At 63.1% G+C, this 18297-nt stretch carries 20 protein-coding genes, 1 tRNA gene, 1 pseudogene and 1 riboswitch; of the genes and pseudogenes, 14 read left to right on the top strand and 8 right to left on the bottom strand.

Annotation, left to right across the window (positions count from 1 at the left end; genetic code table 11):
* The first annotated feature begins 6 nt into the window (after positions 1-6).
* The 4 genes and pseudogenes from F2P47_RS03135 to F2P47_RS18080 form a co-directional block, all read left to right on the top strand.
* On the top strand, positions 7-798 hold the full coding sequence (locus F2P47_RS03135; protein ID WP_152214695.1) for an enoyl-CoA hydratase/isomerase family protein: 792 nt from the start codon (positions 7-9) through the stop codon (positions 796-798).
* 1 nt (position 799) lies between these two features.
* Complete coding sequence (locus F2P47_RS03130) at positions 800-1582, top strand: SDR family oxidoreductase (protein ID WP_152214694.1); 783 nt, start codon at positions 800-802, stop codon at positions 1580-1582.
* Between the two features lie 71 nt (positions 1583-1653).
* Entirely contained in the window at positions 1654-2406 is a 753-nt protein-coding gene (locus tag F2P47_RS03125) for a glutamine amidotransferase (RefSeq protein ID WP_281349270.1), read from the top strand.
* 46 nt (positions 2407-2452) lie between these two features.
* A pseudogene (locus F2P47_RS18080) lies at positions 2453-3433 on the top strand (PQQ-dependent sugar dehydrogenase); the annotation flags it as partial.
* Positions 3434-3890: 457 nt separating this feature from the next.
* On the opposite strand, the gene F2P47_RS03115 reads toward F2P47_RS18080, so the two are convergent.
* A tRNA-Ala gene (locus tag F2P47_RS03115) sits at positions 3891-3966 on the bottom strand.
* A 176-nt stretch (positions 3967-4142) separates the two neighbouring features.
* Between F2P47_RS03115 and F2P47_RS03110 the strand changes: the two genes are divergently transcribed.
* The 5 genes from F2P47_RS03110 (at position 4143) to F2P47_RS03090 (ending at position 8377) form a co-directional block, all read left to right on the top strand.
* A complete protein-coding gene (locus F2P47_RS03110) occupies positions 4143-4439 on the top strand; it encodes a YggT family protein (protein WP_152214692.1) in 297 nt (98 codons plus the stop codon).
* Positions 4440-4446: 7 nt separating this feature from the next.
* On the top strand, positions 4447-4767 hold the full coding sequence (locus F2P47_RS03105) for a DUF167 family protein (protein ID WP_152214691.1): 321 nt from the start codon (positions 4447-4449) through the stop codon (positions 4765-4767).
* Between the two features lie 100 nt (positions 4768-4867).
* Positions 4868-4951: riboswitch (ZMP/ZTP riboswitch) on the top strand.
* A gap of 21 nt (positions 4952-4972) precedes the next feature.
* Positions 4973-5884, top strand: coding sequence for a bifunctional methylenetetrahydrofolate dehydrogenase/methenyltetrahydrofolate cyclohydrolase FolD (folD, locus tag F2P47_RS03100; protein ID WP_152214690.1), 912 nt, complete (start codon positions 4973-4975; stop codon positions 5882-5884).
* A gap of 10 nt (positions 5885-5894) precedes the next feature.
* On the top strand, positions 5895-6905 hold the full coding sequence (locus F2P47_RS03095; protein ID WP_152214689.1) for an aldo/keto reductase: 1011 nt from the start codon (positions 5895-5897) through the stop codon (positions 6903-6905).
* Positions 6902-8377, top strand: coding sequence for a serine hydrolase domain-containing protein (locus F2P47_RS03090; protein ID WP_152214688.1), 1476 nt, complete (start codon positions 6902-6904; stop codon positions 8375-8377). Before F2P47_RS03095 ends, F2P47_RS03090 begins: the two co-directional genes overlap by 4 nt.
* 24 nt (positions 8378-8401) lie before the next feature.
* Here the strand turns inward: F2P47_RS03090 and ppa are convergent, their stop codons facing one another.
* Both ppa and F2P47_RS03080 read right to left on the bottom strand, forming a co-directional pair.
* On the bottom strand, positions 8402-8941 hold the full coding sequence (gene ppa / locus F2P47_RS03085) for an inorganic diphosphatase (RefSeq protein ID WP_152214687.1): 540 nt from the start codon (positions 8939-8941) through the stop codon (positions 8402-8404).
* Positions 8941-10173: an argininosuccinate synthase gene (locus tag F2P47_RS03080; protein WP_152214686.1), complete on the bottom strand. Its 1233-nt coding sequence runs from the start codon at positions 10171-10173 to the stop codon at positions 8941-8943. Before F2P47_RS03080 ends, ppa begins: the two co-directional genes overlap by 1 nt.
* Before the next feature lie 147 nt (positions 10174-10320).
* Between F2P47_RS03080 and F2P47_RS03075 the strand changes: the two genes are divergently transcribed.
* A complete protein-coding gene (locus F2P47_RS03075) occupies positions 10321-10926 on the top strand; it encodes a 2-hydroxychromene-2-carboxylate isomerase (protein ID WP_152214685.1) in 606 nt (201 codons plus the stop codon).
* Here F2P47_RS03075 and F2P47_RS03070 read toward each other — a convergent pair.
* The 3 genes from F2P47_RS03070 to F2P47_RS03060 form a co-directional block, all read right to left on the bottom strand.
* Positions 10914-11243, bottom strand: coding sequence for an antibiotic biosynthesis monooxygenase family protein (locus F2P47_RS03070; RefSeq protein ID WP_152214684.1), 330 nt, complete (start codon positions 11241-11243; stop codon positions 10914-10916). The genes F2P47_RS03075 and F2P47_RS03070 overlap by 13 nt on opposite strands.
* 40 nt (positions 11244-11283) lie before the next feature.
* The gene (rlmN, locus tag F2P47_RS03065; protein ID WP_152214683.1) at positions 11284-12492 is read right to left on the bottom strand and encodes a dual-specificity RNA methyltransferase RlmN; all 1209 of its coding nucleotides are present in this window, start codon (positions 12490-12492) and stop codon (positions 11284-11286) included.
* A gap of 111 nt (positions 12493-12603) precedes the next feature.
* Positions 12604-13167, bottom strand: coding sequence for an invasion associated locus B family protein (locus tag F2P47_RS03060; protein WP_152214682.1), 564 nt, complete (start codon positions 13165-13167; stop codon positions 12604-12606).
* 219 nt (positions 13168-13386) lie between these two features.
* On the opposite strand from F2P47_RS03060, the gene F2P47_RS03055 reads away from it, so the two are divergent.
* From F2P47_RS03055 to F2P47_RS03045, 3 genes are read left to right on the top strand one after another with little or no spacing between them, the layout of a single operon-like run.
* Positions 13387-14391 (top strand): NADPH:quinone oxidoreductase family protein, encoded by a 1005-nt coding sequence (locus F2P47_RS03055; protein WP_152214681.1) that lies wholly within the window; start codon positions 13387-13389, stop codon positions 14389-14391.
* Positions 14392-14429: 38 nt separating this feature from the next.
* Complete coding sequence (locus tag F2P47_RS03050; RefSeq protein WP_185680919.1) at positions 14430-15152, top strand: GDSL-type esterase/lipase family protein; 723 nt, start codon at positions 14430-14432, stop codon at positions 15150-15152.
* A 41-nt stretch (positions 15153-15193) separates the two neighbouring features.
* Entirely contained in the window at positions 15194-16426 is a 1233-nt protein-coding gene (locus F2P47_RS03045; RefSeq protein ID WP_152214679.1) for a serine hydrolase domain-containing protein, read from the top strand.
* A gap of 3 nt (positions 16427-16429) precedes the next feature.
* Here F2P47_RS03045 and F2P47_RS03040 read toward each other — a convergent pair whose 3' ends face one another.
* A complete protein-coding gene (locus F2P47_RS03040; RefSeq protein WP_152214678.1) occupies positions 16430-16828 on the bottom strand; it encodes a YkvA family protein in 399 nt (132 codons plus the stop codon).
* 251 nt (positions 16829-17079) lie between these two features.
* Here F2P47_RS03040 and F2P47_RS03035 point away from each other — a divergent pair, with 251 nt between their 5' ends.
* The gene (locus F2P47_RS03035; RefSeq protein ID WP_152214677.1) at positions 17080-17862 is read left to right on the top strand and encodes an SDR family NAD(P)-dependent oxidoreductase; all 783 of its coding nucleotides are present in this window, start codon (positions 17080-17082) and stop codon (positions 17860-17862) included.
* Positions 17863-17935: 73 nt separating this feature from the next.
* On the opposite strand, the gene F2P47_RS03030 is transcribed toward F2P47_RS03035, so the two are convergent.
* Positions 17936-18250 carry a 4a-hydroxytetrahydrobiopterin dehydratase gene (locus tag F2P47_RS03030; RefSeq protein WP_281349269.1) on the bottom strand — a complete coding sequence of 105 codons (315 nt, stop codon included), beginning with the start codon at positions 18248-18250 and terminating at the stop codon, positions 17936-17938.
* Positions 18251-18297: the final 47 nt, after the last annotated feature.

The following is an 18297-nucleotide window of genomic DNA, read 5'->3' as shown; positions in this document are numbered from 1 at the left end:
GGAAATATGGGCGACTTCACACGCATCGAGCGCGAGGGGCGCGTGGCGATTGTGCATTTCGATCGCGGCGACAGCCTCAACGCGCTATCCGCAGCGGCGATGCGCGAGCTTACCGCCATTGCCCGCGGCTTCGAGGACGACCTTGAAACGACGGCTATCGTGCTTACGGGAACGAAGCGCTGCTTTTCGGCAGGCGCAGATCTCACCGATCCCGAGACCGCCTCTCGCAAGGAGAAGGGGCTTCTCGCCCGACGTCACGCAATGAAGATCGGGCCCGACATGTGCGACGCATGGGAGCGGTTGGAACAGGTCACGATCGTTGCGGTGGAAGGCTTCTGCATTGGCGGCGGCACGGCGCTTGCGGCCGCTTGCGACCTTCGCGTTGCGGCGAAGAGCGCCTATTTCCGCCTGCCGGAAATTCCGCTCGGCATGAATATGAGCTGGCACAGCAATCCGCGTCTGGTGAATCTGATGGGGCCGGCGCGGGCGAAACTCTTCACCATCCTCGGCGAAAAACTCCATGCGCCCCAGGCGCTCGAATGGGGCCTCGTGGAGGAGGTATCGGAAGATGGAGCGGCGCTCGACGCGGCGCTGGCGCTGGCGCGGAAGTTCGGAGCGCTGCCGCCTGTTGCCGTGCGCATGTCCAAGCAGTCGATCGACATGGCGGCCAAGGCGCTCAACGCCGCCGTCACTTATATGGACCGCGATCAGTTCGCGCTGACCGCGACCTCAAAGGATCAGCAGGAGGCGCTCAGCGCTTTCCTCGAGAAACGCAAACCAAACTTCACAGGAGAATGAGATGGCGGAACGCAAAGGGCGCGTCGAAGGCAAGATGGCCTTCATCACTGGCGGCGCGCAGGGGCTAGGCAAGGCAGCGGCGCTGATGCTGGCAAAGGAAGGCGCCAAGGTCACCGTCGCCGACATCAATGCAAAGGGTGCCGCCGCCGCCGCGGACGAGATCAACGCGCTTTATCCGGGCAAGGCTTTTGCCGTCTCGCTGGACGTTACGCGCGAGGATGAGTGGAAGGCCGCGCTTGCCGAGGCCGACAAGGCCATGGGCGGCATCAACGTACTTTTCAACAATGCCGGCATCGGTGGTGGCACGACGGTCGAGGACACGGATTTCGAGACCTTCAAGAGGGTGCAGGCGGTCGACGTGGATTCGGTCTTCCTTGGCTGCAAATATGCGATCCCCTACATGGTGCCCCATGCGCCGGGCTCGATCATCAACACGTCCTCCATTGCGGGTCTGATCGCCGGCCACAACATGGCTGCTTATAACGCCGCCAAGGCCGGCGTCTGGCTGCTGTCGAAGTCGGTGGCGCTCCATTGCGCCAAGCGCGGCTATCGCATCCGCTCGAACTCGATCCACCCGACCTTCATCGACACGCCGATCCTCGACGGCATGGCGCGGGGCATGTCCAGGGAAGAGCTGACCCGCAAGCTCGCCAAGCAGGTGCCGCTCGGCATCATTGGCGAGCCGGACGACATCGCCTATGCGGTTCTCTATCTGGCCTCGGATGAATCAAAATTCATGACCGGCGCCGAACTCAAGCTGGATGGCGGCATCAGCGCCATGTGACGGGCGCGGCGGCGCTCTCACTGTGACCAAAATGTCCCTCGCCTTCGCTTAAGAAGGCGGGGAACATAATTTTGCCTTCTGGCCGCCTTGAAACCGCGCGGCGTCGAAGCAAGACTGTTCACAGCATGACCCGCCGCGTTCTCATCGTCCTCCATCAGGAGCGTTCCAATCCGGGCCGAGTGGCCCAGGAACTTCGCGCGCGAGGCTGCGAGCTCGATATTCGCCGCCCCTCGCTCGGCGATCCCTTGCCTGAGACGATGGGCGAGCATTCGGCAGCGGTGATTTTCGGCGGGCCGATGAGCGCAAACGACAATCTTCCCTTCATCCGTGCCGAGACGGACTGGATCTCGGTGCCGCTGAAGGAAGAGAAGCCCTATCTCGGCATCTGTCTCGGCGCGCAGCTCATGGCGAAAAATCTCGGCGCCCGCGTTTATGGCCGCGAGGACCAGCGCTGCGAAGTCGGTTATTTTCCGATCCGTCCGACCGAGCATGGCGAGCATCTCTTCAACAATCCGCAATATGTCTATCAGTGGCATGGCGAAGGGTTCGATCTGCCGTGCGGCGCAGTGCAGCTTGCGGAGGGCGACGATTTTCCTGTGCAGGCAATGCGTTATGGCAAGTCGGCCTATGGCATTCAGTTCCATCCCGAATTGACGTCGCTGATGATGAATGCCTGGCTGATTATGGCGCGTCATCGCCTCACTCAGCCCGGCGCTCAGCCCGATGAGCATCAGCGGCGCGGGCGGTTGCAATATGATGCTGCGCTCAAGGCGTGGCTGTCGAACTTTCTCGATCACTGGCTAGGCGAGGCCCAGCCTGTCTGATTTGCGCGGGCGCGGCGGCGGCGCTATCGTTGCAGCGAGTTCAGCCATGAAAAGCCATCACGCGTTACCATCGACGATATCGGCGCTGCGGCGGTTCACTTTCCTCGCCGCCCTTGTTGTTGCGCCGACGGCGCATGCTGCGAATGCGGGCCTTGTCGGCGCGCATTTCGAAGTGCGGCTTTCCGATCTTCCAGCGCCCTATCAATCTCTCACCCAGTCGGATGCTGCGCCCGATGCAGAGCATGTGCCGCTCGAACATATCGAGAGGGCGCAAGAGGTGCTTCCGCAGGTGCCTCCGGGATTTGAGGTTGGTGTTTTTGCCGAAGGGCTTTCGGGCCCGCGTGAAATGGCAGTCGCGCCGGGCGGAATCGTGTTCGTCACGCAGATGCTCAAGGGCGAGATCATCGCCCTGCGTGACGCCGATGGTGACGGCTTCGCCGAAACAGAGACCGTTTTTTCTTCGGGCTTTCGCGAACCCTCCGGCATCGCCTATGCGAATGGCGCGCTTTATGTCGCTGACCGCCGCGCGGTCTGGCGCGTCGATTTCGATCCGGCCACATTGAAGGCGAATCCGCGCATCATGGTGACGCGGCCCGGCGCATTGGGCAAAGGCGGCGGCCATATCACGCGGGAGCTTCTCTTCGAGCCCAATGGCAGCCATTTCTTTGTCTCTATCGGCAGCGAAACGAATGTCGGCGAAGATCCAGCGCCGCGCGCCACGATCCAGCTCTTCCGCGCCGATGGCCAGATGCAGGCGAGCGTCGCCACGGGCTTGCGCAATCCGGTAGGGCTTGCATTCTATCCGGGAACGGATGATCTCTACGCCGTGGTCGATGAGCGCGAAGGGTTGGGGGCCGGGCTTGTGCCTGATTATCTGACGCGTGTGAAGCCGGGCGCATTCTACGGCTTCCCCTATGCTTATCTGGGGTCTCATCCAGATCCGCAATTCGGCGACCTGCGCCCGGATCTGGTCAAGGTCACCGAAACACCCGATATGCTTTTCATGCCGCGCTCGGGCCCATTCGGGCTGTTCTTCTGCAAGGGCGAGGGTTTCCCGCCCGACTATCAGGGCGACGCGCTGGTGGCGCTGCATGGCTCCTGGCAGGAAGACGGCAACCCGCCCGCGCATGGAATCGTAAGGGTGCGCTTCCATGACGGCAGGCCTGAGCCGGGCTACGAAATGTTCATGGCGGGATTCGAGGAAAAATCGCGGCCGAAGCCCGGCTCGCCGTCGCGCATCTGGGGGCGGCCTGTCTGGCTCGCGCAGGCCGGGGACGGCGCGCTGCTCGTTTCCGACGATGTTTCGGATGTGATCTGGCGCGTGCGCTGGACGGGCAAGGGGGCGGATGTTGCGTCGGTAGGAGCATCAGCCGGGGCGTCGATGCCGGCCCTGGAGCTTCCTGAGCTCATGATGACGCCGACCGGCCTTTACGAAGGGCCGGCAGCGGCATTTGCAGAGCCTTCAACGGCTCAATTCCCGGGAATGGTGGAGCCGAGCGGGATCGAACCGCTGACCTCCTCATTGCGAACGAGGCGCTCTCCCAACTGAGCTACGGCCCCGGAATTGAGCCGGTTCTTTAGGCGGACGCGGGCCGGGTGTCAAGAGACTGTCGGCATCGAGTTTCGAGCTGCGGCTTGAACCGGGGAGCCCCGCCCTTTACATCTGGATCGAACCCGCCGATCCCAGGGCACCCAGCCGCAAGGCATGCCCGTCTAGCGTCGAAAAGCAGAGGCCCATGCAATCCCTTCTCATCCTGATTACCCAGGTCATCCAGCTCTACACATGGGTCATCATCATCGGCGCCGTGCTGAGCTGGCTCATCGCCTTCGGTGTGATCAACACGCATAACCGCTTTGTCTATTCCGTCGTCGATATCATCTACCGGGTGACGGAGCCCGCGCTCAGGCCCATCCGGCGCTTCCTGCCCGATCTGGGCGGCATCGACATTTCGCCGGTCGTGCTGCTGCTCCTCCTCTATTTCCTCCAGAACCTGATCTGGGAAATCTACGGCTCCTATATGGCGAGCTTCTGAGGCTTCCATGTCCTCCCTGCCGCTGCGCAAACTGCCCGACGGCGTCGCCGTGACGATCAGGGTGACGCCCAAGGGCGGCGCAGACCGAATCGACGGGCTGGGCGCCGACGCCGAGGGGCGGAGCTTCCTGAAGCTCCGGGTGAAGGACGTGCCCGAGAAGGGCAAGGCCAACGCCGCCGTCATCAAGCTCCTCGCCAAGGCATGGGGGTTCCCCCCAAGTGCCGTCGAGATTGCCGCTGGCGACACGGGCCGGGTCAAGACCGTGGTCCTGCGCGGAGAGGGGCGTTACGAGCGGCTGGAGGCCTGGTTCGGCGCATTGCCGGAATAGGACCATTCCGGCGATCGCATGGGGCGGGTCGGGTGCCTGCTATTTTGAGCATGATCCCGAAAACCGGTTCCCACTTTTCGGGATCATGCTTATTATCCGCCCCGTTCTGCGTGACTGGCGAGGCGAGGTGGGCATGACCACCGGGAAGCGCAGGAAGATACCGCCGCTCGCCTGGGCACCCCCGTCTCAACATTGAGGTGCCCCCATGTCTACATCCCCGAGCAACGGCAAGATCATCGACGGCAAGATCATTGCCACCGCGCTCAAGGCGCGCGTCGCGGCAGAAGTCGCCCGGCTGAAGGCCGAGCATGGGCTGACGCCCGGCCTCGCCGTCGTTCTCGTCGGCAACGATCCGGCGAGCGAGGTCTATGTCCGCAACAAGGGCATCGCGACGGTCGAAGCGGGCATGAACTCCTTCGAGTATCGTCTGCCCGGCACGGCCAGTCAGGACGAGGTTCTCGCCAAGGTGCGCGAGCTCAATGCCGATCCTGCCGTCCACGGGTTTCTCGTGCAGTTCCCGGTGCCTGACCAGATCAGTCAGCAGGCCGTGATCGACGCCATCGACCCGAACAAGGATGCGGACGGGCTCCACCCGCTCAATGCTGGCAGGCTTGCCAGCGGCTTGCCCGCCATGGTGCCCGCGACGCCGGAAGGCTGCGTCATCATGGCGAAGCTCGCGGGCGGCGATCTTTCGGGCAAGCATGCGGTCGTGATCGGTCGATCCAATCTCGTCGGCAAGCCGGTGGCGCAATTGCTGCTCAAGGAGAACTGCACGGTGACCATCGCGCATAGCCGCTCGCACGATCTGCCTGGCCTCGCACGTCAGGCCGATATTCTGGTCGCGGCGGTCGGCAGGCCCAACATGGTGCGCGGCGACTGGGTGAAGCCCGGCGCCATCGTCATCGATGTGGGCATCAACCGCGTACCTGCGCCCGAAAAGGGCGAGGGCAAGACGCGCCTGGTCGGCGACGTGGCCTTCGACGAGGCGGTGAAGGTCGCGGGCGCGATCACGCCGGTGCCGGGCGGCGTGGGCCTGATGACGGTCGCCTGCCTCATGCGAAACACGGTCATCGCCGCCTGCCGCCAGAACGGCATCGCGCTGCCGAAGGATTTCTGAGGAGCAGGGTATGGAGACGCGCAGGCTAGGTGATCTGTGGCCGGTCAGCGCATTGACGCTGGGCGGCGGCGGCCTCGGACAGATCTGGGGCAAGACCGATCGTGACGAGGCCGTGGCAACGGTTCGCCTCGCCGTCGAGCGCGGCATCACGCTTCTCGATCTCGCGCCTTCCTACGGGCGGGGCGAGGCGGAGACGGTTGCCGGAGAGGCTTTCGATGGCGCATGGCCCGGTGGGCTTCGGGTCACGACGAAATGCATCCTCGCCAATCTGCCGGCGTCGGAGGTGCATGAACGCCTCGAGCGTTCGCTGCGCCGCAGCCTCGAAACGCTCAGGCGCGAGCAGGTCGATCTCTTTTTCCTGCATTCGAACATCCATCCCGTCGGCTACACCTATTTGAAGAATGCGGAGACGCAGGGCCGTTGGGCGCTGCCTTGGCTGCTCTATGTCGAAGCTGTGGTGCCTGCCTTCGAGCGCCTCAAGGCTCAGGGGCTTATCGGCGACTGGGGCATTACCGGCGTCGGCCTACCACGCATGATCATGGACGCGCTGCGCCATGAGCCGAAGCCCGCCGTCGTGCAGGCGGTCGCCAATCTTCTCGATTCCGCGGGCGACATGCGCCGCTACGAAGAACCGCCGGAGCCGCGCAATATCATCCGCACGGCGAAGAACAACGGCGTCGGCGTGATGGGCATTCGCGCCGTGCAGGCGGGCGCATTGACGGCGCAGATCGACAGGGAACTTCCCGCCGACAGCGCCGAAACGAAGGATTACGCCAAGGCCGCGCCCTACCGCTCGCTTGCGGCGGAGCTTGGAGAAGACCCGGCGGTCCTCGCCCATCGTTATGCGCTCGCGATGGAAGGTGTCGACACTGTGGTTCTCGGCGTCAAGAATCGCCGCGAGCTGACTGACATTCTCGATGCCGAGGCGAAAGGGCCGCTCGATGCGGAGATCGTCCGGCGTATCGATGCGCTCGGCCTCCGGCGGCAGGTGCCACGTCTTCCGCTCGACGCGCCCCTATGAAGCGCGGCCTTCTCTTCCTTTTCTGGTCGGCGGTGCTGGCGGGTCCCCTTGCGGGCTTGCCTGCGTATGCGGCGGACCAGCGGGCTGCAGACGGCATGATCGCCTGGCCGCATGACGAGATGGTGCGCGCGCTCGGCATTTTCATTCCGCAGCGCATGAACGCGCTCGACGTGCCGGGAGCGAGCGTCGCCATCGTCGCGGATGGAAAGATCGTTTATTCAGCGAGTTTCGGAACTGCGGACAGGCGGAAGGGAACTCCCGTCACATCGCAGACGTTGTTCAAGGCTGGCGAACTCGGCGAAACACTCGCCGCCTATGGCGCATTGAGCCTTGCGCGCGACAAGCTTCTCTTTCTCGATGCGCCGCTTTCTCGCGATCTGCCGTCGCGTTGGCTGTCGCGCGAATCCGACGATCGGTTGGTCACGCTGCGCCAGGTGCTGACGCATACGTCGGGCCTGCCCGACAATGTGGCCCATCCTTCGCGACGCACGAGCTTCGAGCCCGGCGAGCGCTTCTCGCATTCCGGCGTCGGCTTTCTCTATCTCCAGCATGTCATGGAGACGATCGAGAAGAAGCCCTTCGACGATGTGATGAAGGCCCGCGTCTTCGGGCCGCTCGGCATGACGTCGTCCACCTATGAGGATCGGTCGCGGAGCGGCATCGAGGCGCGGGGCTATGTGCCGTTGCGTTTTCCGGTAGCGGTTTTCTATCTGCCCTTCATGGCAGCCTTCCTCGGTGTGCTGGGTGTCGTCTGGGCCGTCATGCGCTTCACCATGAGGCCGGGCCGCGTCGAGACGACCGATCTCCTCTGGCCGCTCGTGCTGGCGCTGGCCTTTGCAATCGGGCTCGTCTGGTATGGGCTCGGCTTTGCGAATGCCGCCTTCATGATCGGCGTCGCGGTCGTCTATGCGCTTGGGCTGGGTGCGCTGGGCGGGTTCATTTTCTATCTCATCTATGTCGTCGGCTTCGTGCGGTCGCGTCAGGGTGTCATCGCTCGGGGACGCAGCCGCTCGCCGGAGATGGCGCTCGCCTTCGCCTTCCTTTCGGCCTTTGTCGTCAGTCTGGCGTTTCTCGACTGGACGCTTGGCGTGCCGCGCTTCGCGCTTCTTGATGACACGACGCCCAATGCCGCAAATTCCTTCCGCACGAATGCGGAAGACATGGCGCGATTCATGATCGAGATCGTCGACGGGCAAGAGATCGGCCAGACGATGCGCAATCGCATGGTGAGCGAGCGCGTTATTGTCGATCCCACATTCTCATGGGGCCTCGGCATCGGCATTCGCAAGGATCAGGCGGGAGAGACGCTCTGGACGCGCGGGTCGAGCCTCGGCTTCGAGAGCCTGATGGTCATCGACCCGGCGCAGAGAACAGGTGTCGTCGTGCTGACGAACAGCCGCAGCGGCAGCGAGCTTGCGCAGCAGGTGGTCCGCAACGTGCTCGGCCGCGACGGCGTATGGGCGTTGCCCTGAGGGCAACGCCGGATGCGCTTTATCTCAGGCGTTCTTTGCCTGCTTCGCGGCTTCGATGGCGCTGAGAATGATCTTCTCCGCCTCTTCCGGACCCTGCCAGCCCTGAATCTTCACCCACTTGCCTTCCTCGAGATCCTTGTAGTGCTCGAAGAAATGGGCGATGCGGCGGATGAGGATTTCCGGAAGGTCGGTATAGCTGCGCACGTTCTTGTAATAGGGGTTCAGCTTCTCGACCGGCACGGCGAGGATCTTTTCGTCCTGGCCCGCCTCGTCCGTCATCATCAGAACGCCGATGGGGCGCACGCGCACGACGGCACCGGGGACAACCGGAATGCGGCTCACGACGAGCACGTCGACCGGATCGCCGTCATCGGACAGCGTGTGCGGAATGAAGCCGTAATTCGCCGGATACTGCATCGCCGTGTGGATGAAGCGATCGACGAAGAGCGTGCCCGACTCCTTGTCCATCTCATACTTCACCGGATGGCCGCCATGCGGCACCTCGACGATGACGTTGACGTCGTGAGGCGGGTTCTTGCCGATAGGGATGGCTTCGATACGCATTAACCTTTGATCCGCTTGTTGCGCGCGGCGAGAAGACGAAGCCGGAGCGCGTTCAGTTTGATAAATCCTTCGGCGTCTTTCTGGTCGTAGGCGCCGGCGTCCTCCTCGAAGGTCACATGGGCCATCGAGTAGAGCGAATAGGGGGAAGTGCGGCCGACGACCGCCACATTGCCCTTGTAGAGCTTGAGGCGGACGGTGCCGGTGACCATTTCCTGGCTCTTGTCGATCAGGGCCTGGAGCATCTCGCGCTCCGGCGACCACCAGAAACCGTAATAGATCAGCTCCGCATAGCGCGGCATCAGATCGTCCTTGAGATGCATCGCGCCGCGGTCGAGCGTGATCGACTCGATGCCACGATGGGCGGCGAGCAGGATCGTGCCGCCCGGCGTTTCATAGATGCCGCGCGACTTCATGCCGACGAAACGGTTCTCGACGAGATCGAGGCGACCGATGCCGTTCTTGCCGCCGAGCTCGTTGAGCTTCGTGAGCAGGCTCGCGGGCGAGAGACGCTCGCCATCGATGGAGACGGCATCGCCCTTTTCGAAGCCCACCTCGATATAGGTAGCCTTGTCAGGGGCCTCTTCCGGCGAAACGGTGCGCTGGTAAACGAATTCGGGCGCTTCCTGCGAAGGATCTTCGAGCGCCTTGCCCTCGGAGGAGGTGTGCAGAAGGTTCGCATCGACCGAGAAGGGCGCTTCGCCGCGCTTGTCCCTGGCGATCGGAATCTGGTTCTTCTCGGCGAATTCGAGGAGCTTGGTGCGCGAGGTCAGGTCCCATTCGCGCCAGGGGGCGATGACCTTGATCTCCGGATTGAGCGAATAATAGGAAAGCTCGAAGCGAACCTGATCGTTGCCCTTGCCGGTCGCGCCGTGGCAGACGGCGTCGGCCCCGGTCGCCTTGGCGATCTCGATCTGGCGCCTGGCGATCAGCGGGCGGGCGATGGACGTGCCGAGGAGGTAGACGCCCTCGTAAAGAGCATTGGCCCGGAACATCGGGAACACATAGTCGCGGACGAAGGTCTCGCGCAGATCCTCGATGTAGATTTCCTTGATGCCGAGCATCTCGGCCTTCTTGCGGGCCGGCTCAAGCTCCTCGCCCTGGCCGAGATCGGCCGTGAAGGTCACGACCTCGCATCCATAGGTCGTCTGGAGCCATTTCAGGATGATCGAGGTGTCGAGCCCGCCCGAATAGGCAAGCACCACCTTCTTCACGTTCTTCGTCGCGCCGCTCATTGATTCACCTTCGGGGCACCGTCATGGTCGATTTTGCGGCGCATCATAGGGAAATCCGGTCGAGCGGCAAGAGCTGCCGGAACACTTGCGTAACCCAAGTGAAATACCCAATTCGCAGAAGGCACTAATAGGACGAGGGGAACGGAGATGATCGTCGATTTCTGGTACGAATTCGCCAGTACTTATTCCTATCCGGCCGCGATGCGCGTCGAGGCGGCGGCGGAGAAGGCAGGCGTGCAATTGCGCTGGCGGCCCTTTCTGCTGGGGCCGATCTTCGGGGCGCAAGGCTGGAACGACAGCCCTTTCAACATTTACCCCGCCAAGGGCCACTATATGTGGCGCGACATGGCGCGGATCTGCGCGGCGCAGGGTCTCGTTCTGAAGGAACCGGTCCGTTTCCCCCAGAATGGATTGAACGCCGCGCGGCTTGCTCTTCTGGGTGCCGAGGAGGGCTGGGCGCCGGGCTTCACCCGCGCCGTTTATCTCGCCAATTTCGCCGGGCAGAGGGACATTTCAGATGAGGCGGTGCTCGCCGAACTCCTGACATCTCTCGGTCTCGATGCGTCGGATGCCATCGCCCGGTCGCGCACGCCGGAAAACAAGGAACGCCTCAAGGTGCAGACCGGGGAGGCGATCGCGAAGGGCGTGTTCGGTTCGCCGAGCTTCACAGTCGGCGATGAACTTTTTTGGGGCAATGACCGGCTCGACGATGCGATTGCCTGGGCTGCGGCGCGCCTGACTCAGGATTTGTGAAATGTCGCGGGGAGGTCCGCTTCGGGGATCAGCAGATCGTCGGCGATCTTGAGCCAGGTCTCTTCGATAAGTACCGCCATGCCTTCGCGCTGCGGCGTCGCGGTCGTCTTCTTCAACAATTCAGCGAAGGCGCGGTTGCGATGGTCCTTCGAGGGCCAGCGTGCATAGGCAACCCAGTTGCCATTCTCGGCAAGGTGAAGGCGCGACCCTCCGCCGCCATGATGCGTCATGATTTCGACGGTGATCTCATGCCAGCGGCGCTGGAATTCCTCGGCGTCTTTTTCGTCGACACGCCAACGGTAGATGACGGCGAACATGCCAGTCCTCCACGATCCGGGTTGAAAGCTCGTCGCTGTTTCAGGCGGTCGGCTGGGCCGCCGCCTTTTCTTCCCTGAAGCGCTCGCTGGCGCGCTTCTTCACCGTTTCGCTCTTGAGCTGTCCGCAGGCCGCCATGATATCGCGGCCGCGCGGTGTGCGCACGGGGCTCGCATAGCCCGCGCGATTGACCACATCGGCGAATTTCTCGATCTGCGCCCAGTCCGAGCATTCGTAAGGCGAGCCCGGCCAGGGGTTGAAGGGGATCAGGTTGATCTTCGCCGGAATACCCTTCAGCAGGCGGACGAGTTCCTTCGCATCAGCGAGGCTGTCGTTCACGCCTTTCAGCATCACATATTCGAAGGTGATGCGCCGCGCGTTCGAGAGGCCGGGGTAGTTGCGGCAGGCGTCGAGCAATTCGTCGATCGGATATTTCTTGTTGAGCGGCACGAGCTTGTCGCGCGTCTCGTTGTTCACGGCGTGGAGCGAGATGGCGAGGCCGCAGCCGATTTCGTCGCCCGCGCGTTCGATCATCGGCACGACGCCGGAAGTCGAGAGCGTGATGCGGCGCTTGGAGAGCGAGAGCCCCTCGCCATCGGAAATGATGTCGAGCGCGTCGCGCACATTCTCGAAATTGTAGAGCGGCTCGCCCATGCCCATCATGACGATGTTGGTGACCATGCGGTCGTCGGAATTGCGGTCCGAATTCGGCCACTCGCCGAGCGCATCGCGGGCGACGAGCAACTGGCCCACGATCTCGCCCGCCGTCAGGTTGCGGACGAGCTTTTGCGTACCGGTATGGCAGAAGGTGCAGGTCAGCGTGCAGCCGACCTGGCTCGAAATGCAGAGCGTGCCGCGGCCTTCCTCGGGAATATAGACAGTCTCGATTTCAGGGCCGGGAACGCCGGGCTTGTCGGAGGCGAGACGCATCAGCCATTTGCGCGTGCCGTCCACCGACTTCTGCTCGACCACGACTTCCGGCCGCTCGACCACGAAGGCTTCGGCGAGCTGGGCGCGCATGTCCTTGGATAGTGTCGTCATGTCGGCGAAGTCGGAAAGGCCGCGATTGTAGATCGCGTTCCAGAGCTGGCCGACGCGCATCTTGATCTGCTTTTCCGGCAGGCCGAAGGCACGCAGCGCCTCGGCGAGGCCGTCGCGGGTCAGGCCGAGAAGGTTCGTTTTGGCCGCGCGCGCGGGGGCGGCTTCCGCCGCTTCGTCCCGCTTGTGCGCTATGTCGAGTGTCGTGGCCATGTGTTCATCCTGCCGGGGCCTGAAAAGGGGCCTCGTTTCGCCGGGGTCATAGCATAAATAGGACCGCGCCCGCGACTCCGCCAGATGAGGCCTGCTCAAGGCCCCGGAAGCCTATTTGCAGGCTTCGTCGATCTTGTTCAGGGCCGCACCCGAGCCTTTCAGCGAATAGGTGTCGGTGGTCGTGGTTTTGCGAGCCGAAGTGCCCTTGATGATCATGGTCGAGCCACTGCGCATGGCCTTCACCATGGCGGGTTCGTCGCTCGTCTTGTCGAGCCAGGCCCAGTACTGGTGCTCGCCACCCTCGGAAACGCCCGTGAACATCTGGAATTTCGCCTTGCCGATGGTGGCGAAGGGCTTCGAGGTCGGGCTGAAGGTGTAGCCCGCGCGCATGCTGATCTCGTTCCTGACGTTCCGGCCGGGACGATGCGTGACCATGAAATAGACGTCCCCGCGCCTCGCCCCCTTGGGCTCCTGCGTTTTGGGCTCGGCAAGCACGTAGCAGATGCGGTCGGCGTCGGCCCCATAGGTATAGGCCGCCCAGTCGTCGAACTTTCCCAGAAGCTTCGGGGCGTCGGCGGCTTCGGCCGCTCCCCCCAGGGCCAATCCGCCGAGCGCGGCCGCCAGCAGCGCGGCAAATGCGACGGCGGAAGCCAGAAAGCGTGTGCGTGTCAGCATTTATGAGAACTCATCTCTGCTTGGGGGTCTGCGTCGGGCATTGCTCATGGAACAGGCGACGACCATAACGGGCAAGGCGGGTGATTTCCAGACAGCTTGGGCAGAAACCGGGCAGGCGCGGCGCCCGGCTCATCTGGCAGGTTCGGCCCCCCCTGTGGTAATGAGGAACACCGATATTGAAACAGGCCCTTATGGCCGCAAAAAGGCAGGGAGCGACCCATGAAAGCGATTTTGTGCAAGGAATACGGACCGCCGGAAAAGCTCGTCATCGAAGAGGTGCCGACGCCTGAGCCCAAAAAGGGGCAGGTCCTGATCGAGGTCCATTCCGCCGCCGTCAATTTCCCCGACGTGCTCATCATCGAGAACAAGTACCAGTTCAAGCCGCCGCTGCCTTTCTCTCCGGGCGGCGAAGTCTCGGGTGTGGTCACGAAGCTCGGCGAGGGCGTCACCAAGGTGAAGGTCGGCGACCGGGTAATCGGCTCCTCCGGCTGGGGCGGCTTTGCCGAGGAACTCGTCCTCGACGAAGCCCGCGTCACGCCCATTCCGGGTGAAATGGACTATGTCACGGCGTCTGCCTTCCTGATGACCTATGGCACGTCGCATCACGCGCTGAAGGACCGCGCGCATCTGAAGCCGGGCGAGAACCTTCTGGTGCTGGGCGCGGCCGGCGGCGTGGGCCTTGCCGCCGTCGAACTCGGCAAGGCGATGGGCGCGCGCGTCATCGCGGCGGCTTCCTCGGAAGACAAGCTTCAGGTCTGCCGCGAGCATGGCGCCGATGAGACGATCCTCTATCCCACGGGCTCGCTCGACAAGGATCAGCAGAAGGCGCTGACGGACCGCATCAAGGAACTCACCGGCGGGCAGGGCGCGGATGTCGTCTATGACCCGGTCGGTGGCGATTATTCCGAAGCGGCGCTCCGTGCGACGAACTGGGAAGGCCGTTTCCTCGTCGTCGGCTTTGCCGCGGGTCCGATCCCGAAGGTGCCGCTCAACCTCGCGCTGCTCAAGGGCTGCCAGATCGTCGGCGTCTTCTGGGGCGCTTTCACCGGCCGCGAGCCCGCCCGTCATCAGGAAAATCTCAAGGAACTGATGACATGGTTCAAGGAGGGCAAGTTGCGCCCGCATGTCTCGCGCACCTACAAGTTCGAGGAAGTGGCGCAGGCCCTGAACGACATGGCGGCGCGCAAGGTGAAGGGCAAGATCGTTCTGGTGCCGTCGCGCTAGCGGCTGCCTGACGGTTCGGAATGAAGGGGGACGCGCCGATGGGCCGACTGCTCGTGATCATCGGCGCTGCCATCGGGCTGGCAATCGTCGTCCTGTTCGGCTTCCTCCTTTATGTCCTGCTTGCCTCTGGCAACCCGGCCTATTGGGAAGGAGACATCGCGGCCTTCGAGCGCCGCGATGTCTCCAACCCGCCGCCGCGGGACGCGGTGCTTTTCGTTGGCGCGGACGATGTGCGGCAATGGGCTACGCTTCCCTATGACCTCGCGCCGGTGCCGGTCATCCAGCGCGGATTCGGCGGGGCGCAGATCGCGCATGTCACGCATTTCGCGCCGCGTATCATCTTCCCCTATCGCCCACGCGCCATCGTGCTGATGGCCGGCGAGGCCGATCTCTCCGACGTGCGGGGCCGCAGGCCCGAAGACGTGCTCAACGATTTCAAGACATTCGTCGCGACGCTTCGCGGCCATGGCATAAGCGCGCCGATCTATTTCGTCTCGATCCGCCCTTCGCCGATGCGCAGTTCGCGCTGGCTCGGCGCGCAGCGTGCCAATGCGCTGATCCAGGATTACGAGAAGACGGCGCCGGGCCTTTACTACATCGATGTCGCCACATCCTTTTTCGACGCGAAGGGCGATCTGCGCGACGAGTTTTTCCGCTGGGATGGGCTCTCGCTCAACGAGAAGGGTTATGCGCTGCTGACGCAGATCATCAAGCCAACGCTCATCAAGGCCGGTTACGGCACGGGCAGCGAACTGCAATAACGGCGAAAGCGCCGACAAAAACGAACAAACGGGAGAACGAAATGGCGTTGCAGAAAATTTCGAAGGAAACCAAAGCAGGTCTCGTCGAAGGCGAGTTCGATCCGAAGTTTCAGGGCGTGGTCGACGCATTCATCGAGAATTTCGAAGCGCGCGAGGAAGTCGGCGCGAGCCATTCGATCACGCTTGAAGGCAGGACCGTTCTCGACATCTGGGGCGGACGCAAGACGCCGGGTGGCGGGGCCTGGACGCGCGATACCGTGTCGATTGTCTTTTCCTGCACCAAGGGCGCGACGGCGATCTGCGCCCATATGCTCGCCGATCGCGGTGCGCTCGATCTCGATGCGCCGGTCGCGAAATACTGGCCGGAATTCGCCGTCAACGGAAAGGAAGAGGCTATCGTCTCGATGATGCTCGACCACTCCGTCGGCGTGCCGCATGTGCGCGAGAAAGTGAAGGAAGGCGGCTATTACGATTACGACTACATGGTCGATCTCGTCGCGAAGGAGAAGCCCTTCTGGCAACCCGGAACGCGCAACGGCTATCACGGCGTGAGCTTCGCATGGACGGTGGGAGAGATCGTGCATCGCGCCGCGAAAAAGCGTCTCGGTCAGTTCTTCCGTGACGAGGTGGCGAAGCCCCTTGGGATCGACTTCCAGATCGGCGGCTTGCCGGAAGCGGATGAAGCGCGCGTCGCGCCGATGATCTATGCCGTGCCCGACGAGGCGACGATGAAGTCGAAATTCACGCAGGCGATCCTTTCCGATCCGCAGTCGCCCTCGGCGCTTTTCCTCGGCAATAACGGCAACGCCAATTTCAACTCGCGCGCATGCCACGCTGCCGAAATCGGATCGGCCAACGGCATCTCGAACGGGCGTGGCCTTGCGGGGCTTTATGCGCCGCTGGCCAATGGCGGCGGCAAGCTCGTCTCGAAGGATACGCTCGACCGCATGGGCCGTGTCGCCATGGCGACGCATGAGGATGCGACGCTGATGATTCCGTCGCGCTTCGCGCTGGGCTTCATGAAGTCGATGGACAACCGCAAGGTGCCGAATGCGAGCAACATGAGCTGCATCATGTCGGATGCGGCTTTCGGTCATGTCGGCATGGGCGGATCGATCGGCTTTGCCGATCCCGAGGCGCGCATGAGCTTCGGCTACAACATGAACAAGATGGGCAACGGCATTCTCGTCAACGACCGTGCCCAGACGCTCATCGACGCCGCCTATCTCGCACTCGGCTACCGGTCCAATCAGAGCGGCGCCTGGGCCTTGTGACGCCTAACCCTCGGCCTTTTCCTTCGGGGGAAGGCCGAGCGCCTTGCGGGCGGCCGTGCGATGTTCCGGTTTGAGATGGCTGGAGACGAGACCGACCGCTGCCATGAGCACGGTCGCGTCGTCGGTGAAGCCGAAGCCGGCAATGAAGTCGGGAATGATGTCCGTGGGCAGGACAAAATAGGCCAGCGCCGCGAGCAGCGTCGCCTTGACGCGAAGGGGCGTCGCCGGGTCGCGCGTACAGAACCAGGCCGCCGCCGCGTCCTCCGCGAAGGGGATCTTTCCGGCGACGCGGGCCATCTTCCTCCAGAAACCTTCCTCGACCGTCTTCTCGTTTTTTGCGATCACGGCGGGCAGGCTCAGGGCCGGGCTTTCAAGTTCGGTCTCAATGTCTTGCTGCGACATGTACGTCTGCTGTCCGGGGGCTATCGGGTTAACCGGGCTTCAAAGCGAAAGATGGGGCGCGGATGCCCCCGCTGCAAGCCAAGGCGGACGCTGCGTCAAAGCCTTGCGACGCTAATTCCTTTTGTTTTCAGCATTTTTGGCTCGCGTTGGGCTCCGCGAATTTGTTAAATCGGCGCCAATCCGGTGCCGGACGATAAGGCGCCAAACGGGAGATGGCCGGTTTTCCGGCTCGCCACAGAAGGGACTAGACCATGAAACTCGATTCCAGCATCAGCGCCATCGTTACCGGCGGCGCTTCGGGCCTCGGCGCCGCCACGGCGCGCGCGCTTGCGGCAAAGGGCGTAAAGGTCGGCATTTTCGACCTTCAGGAAGACAAGGGCGAAGCCCTCGCGAAGGAAATTGGCGGCTGCTTCGCGAAGGTCAACGTGACCGATGAAGCCAGCGTCGATGCCGGTTTCGCGAAGGTTCGCGCGGCCAATGGCCAGGAGCGCATCCTCATCAACTGCGCCGGTACAGGCAATGCGATCAAGACCGCGTCGAAGAACAAGGAGACGGGCGCGCCTGAGCACTTCCCGCTCGACAAGTTCAACCTCATCATCCAGATCAACCTCGTCGGCACGTTCCGCTGCATCGCCAAGTCGGCGGCCGGCATGTTGACGCTCGACCCGCTGCCGGATGGCGATCGCGGCGCGATCGTCAACACGGGCTCGGTCGCGGCCGTCGATGGCCAGATCGGCCAGGCGGCGTACTCCGCCTCGAAGGCCGGCGTCGTCGGCATGACGCTCCCGATCGCGCGCGACCTGTCGCGTGAAGCGATCCGCATCAACACGATCCTCCCGGGCATCTTCGACACGCCGCTCCTCGCCGGCGCGCCGGAAAAGGTCCGTCAGGCGCTTGGCGCCCAGGTGCCGTTCCCCTCGCGTCTCGGCAACCCGGTCGAATATGCTTCGCTCGCCATCCAGATGGTCGAGAACGGCTATTTCAACGGCGAGACCGTTCGTCTCGACGGCGCAATTCGTATGGCGCCGCGCTGATATTTTCCAGTATCGGAAATGCGAAAGCCCCGGAGGAAACTCCGGGGCTTTTTGTTTGGCGCGGCAGCGGTTGTTACCTCGCCTTGCCGGCCTTGCCTGCGATCTTGTCCATGAATTTGGCGAGCTTCACGTCGCGCTCCGAAAGCCCCTTGGCGTCATGCGTCGTTAGCACCACATGGACCCTGTTGTAGACGTTGAACCATTCGGGGTGGTGGTCGGCCTTTTCGGCCGCGAGCGCGACACGGGACATGAAGCCGAACGCCTCGTTGAAATCCTTGAAGAGATAGGTCTTTTCGATGGCATCGCGGCCCCTCACCTTGGTCCAGCCCTTGAGTTCTGAAAGGGCCTTTTCGCGCGCCGCGCCGCTCAGTCTCTCGATCATGTCCATCTCCTTCGATTGCGGCCAGAGCCTCGCCCGCCTAATCTTTGAGTGCA

It is taken from the genome of Parvibaculum sedimenti, assembly GCF_009184905.1.
Classification (GTDB): Bacteria; Pseudomonadota; Alphaproteobacteria; order Parvibaculales; family Parvibaculaceae; genus Parvibaculum; species Parvibaculum sedimenti.
The sequence above is the reverse complement of the archived record's forward strand: the minus strand, read 5'-3'. Positions and strand labels throughout refer to the sequence as shown.

Excerpts from the sequence above, each read along its gene's own strand:
- folD (WP_152214690.1), top strand. The coding sequence starts at position 4,973 with ATGTCTACATCCCCGAGCAACGGCAAGATCATCGACGGCAAGATCATT.
- F2P47_RS03070 (WP_152214684.1), bottom strand. The coding sequence starts at position 11,243 with ATGTTCGCCGTCATCTACCGTTGGCGTGTCGACGAAAAAGACGCCGAG.
- F2P47_RS03030 (WP_281349269.1), bottom strand. The coding sequence starts at position 18,250 with ATGGACATGATCGAGAGACTGAGCGGCGCGGCGCGCGAAAAGGCCCTT.
- F2P47_RS03075 (WP_152214685.1), top strand. The coding sequence starts at position 10,321 with ATGATCGTCGATTTCTGGTACGAATTCGCCAGTACTTATTCCTATCCG.
- F2P47_RS03055 (WP_152214681.1), top strand. The coding sequence starts at position 13,387 with ATGAAAGCGATTTTGTGCAAGGAATACGGACCGCCGGAAAAGCTCGTC.
- F2P47_RS03060 (WP_152214682.1), bottom strand. The coding sequence starts at position 13,167 with ATGCTGACACGCACACGCTTTCTGGCTTCCGCCGTCGCATTTGCCGCG.
- F2P47_RS03130 (WP_152214694.1), top strand. The coding sequence starts at position 800 with ATGGCGGAACGCAAAGGGCGCGTCGAAGGCAAGATGGCCTTCATCACT.
- F2P47_RS03105 (WP_152214691.1), top strand. The coding sequence starts at position 4,447 with ATGTCCTCCCTGCCGCTGCGCAAACTGCCCGACGGCGTCGCCGTGACG.
- F2P47_RS03135 (WP_152214695.1), top strand. The coding sequence starts at position 7 with ATGGGCGACTTCACACGCATCGAGCGCGAGGGGCGCGTGGCGATTGTG.
- F2P47_RS03040 (WP_152214678.1), bottom strand. The coding sequence starts at position 16,828 with ATGTCGCAGCAAGACATTGAGACCGAACTTGAAAGCCCGGCCCTGAGC.
- F2P47_RS03050 (WP_185680919.1), top strand. The coding sequence starts at position 14,430 with ATGGGCCGACTGCTCGTGATCATCGGCGCTGCCATCGGGCTGGCAATC.
- F2P47_RS03080 (WP_152214686.1), bottom strand. The coding sequence starts at position 10,173 with ATGAGCGGCGCGACGAAGAACGTGAAGAAGGTGGTGCTTGCCTATTCG.
- F2P47_RS03095 (WP_152214689.1), top strand. The coding sequence starts at position 5,895 with ATGGAGACGCGCAGGCTAGGTGATCTGTGGCCGGTCAGCGCATTGACG.
- F2P47_RS03090 (WP_152214688.1), top strand. The coding sequence starts at position 6,902 with ATGAAGCGCGGCCTTCTCTTCCTTTTCTGGTCGGCGGTGCTGGCGGGT.
- ppa (WP_152214687.1), bottom strand. The coding sequence starts at position 8,941 with ATGCGTATCGAAGCCATCCCTATCGGCAAGAACCCGCCTCACGACGTC.
- F2P47_RS03110 (WP_152214692.1), top strand. The coding sequence starts at position 4,143 with ATGCAATCCCTTCTCATCCTGATTACCCAGGTCATCCAGCTCTACACA.
- rlmN (WP_152214683.1), bottom strand. The coding sequence starts at position 12,492 with ATGGCCACGACACTCGACATAGCGCACAAGCGGGACGAAGCGGCGGAA.
- F2P47_RS03035 (WP_152214677.1), top strand. The coding sequence starts at position 17,080 with ATGAAACTCGATTCCAGCATCAGCGCCATCGTTACCGGCGGCGCTTCG.
- F2P47_RS03045 (WP_152214679.1), top strand. The coding sequence starts at position 15,194 with ATGGCGTTGCAGAAAATTTCGAAGGAAACCAAAGCAGGTCTCGTCGAA.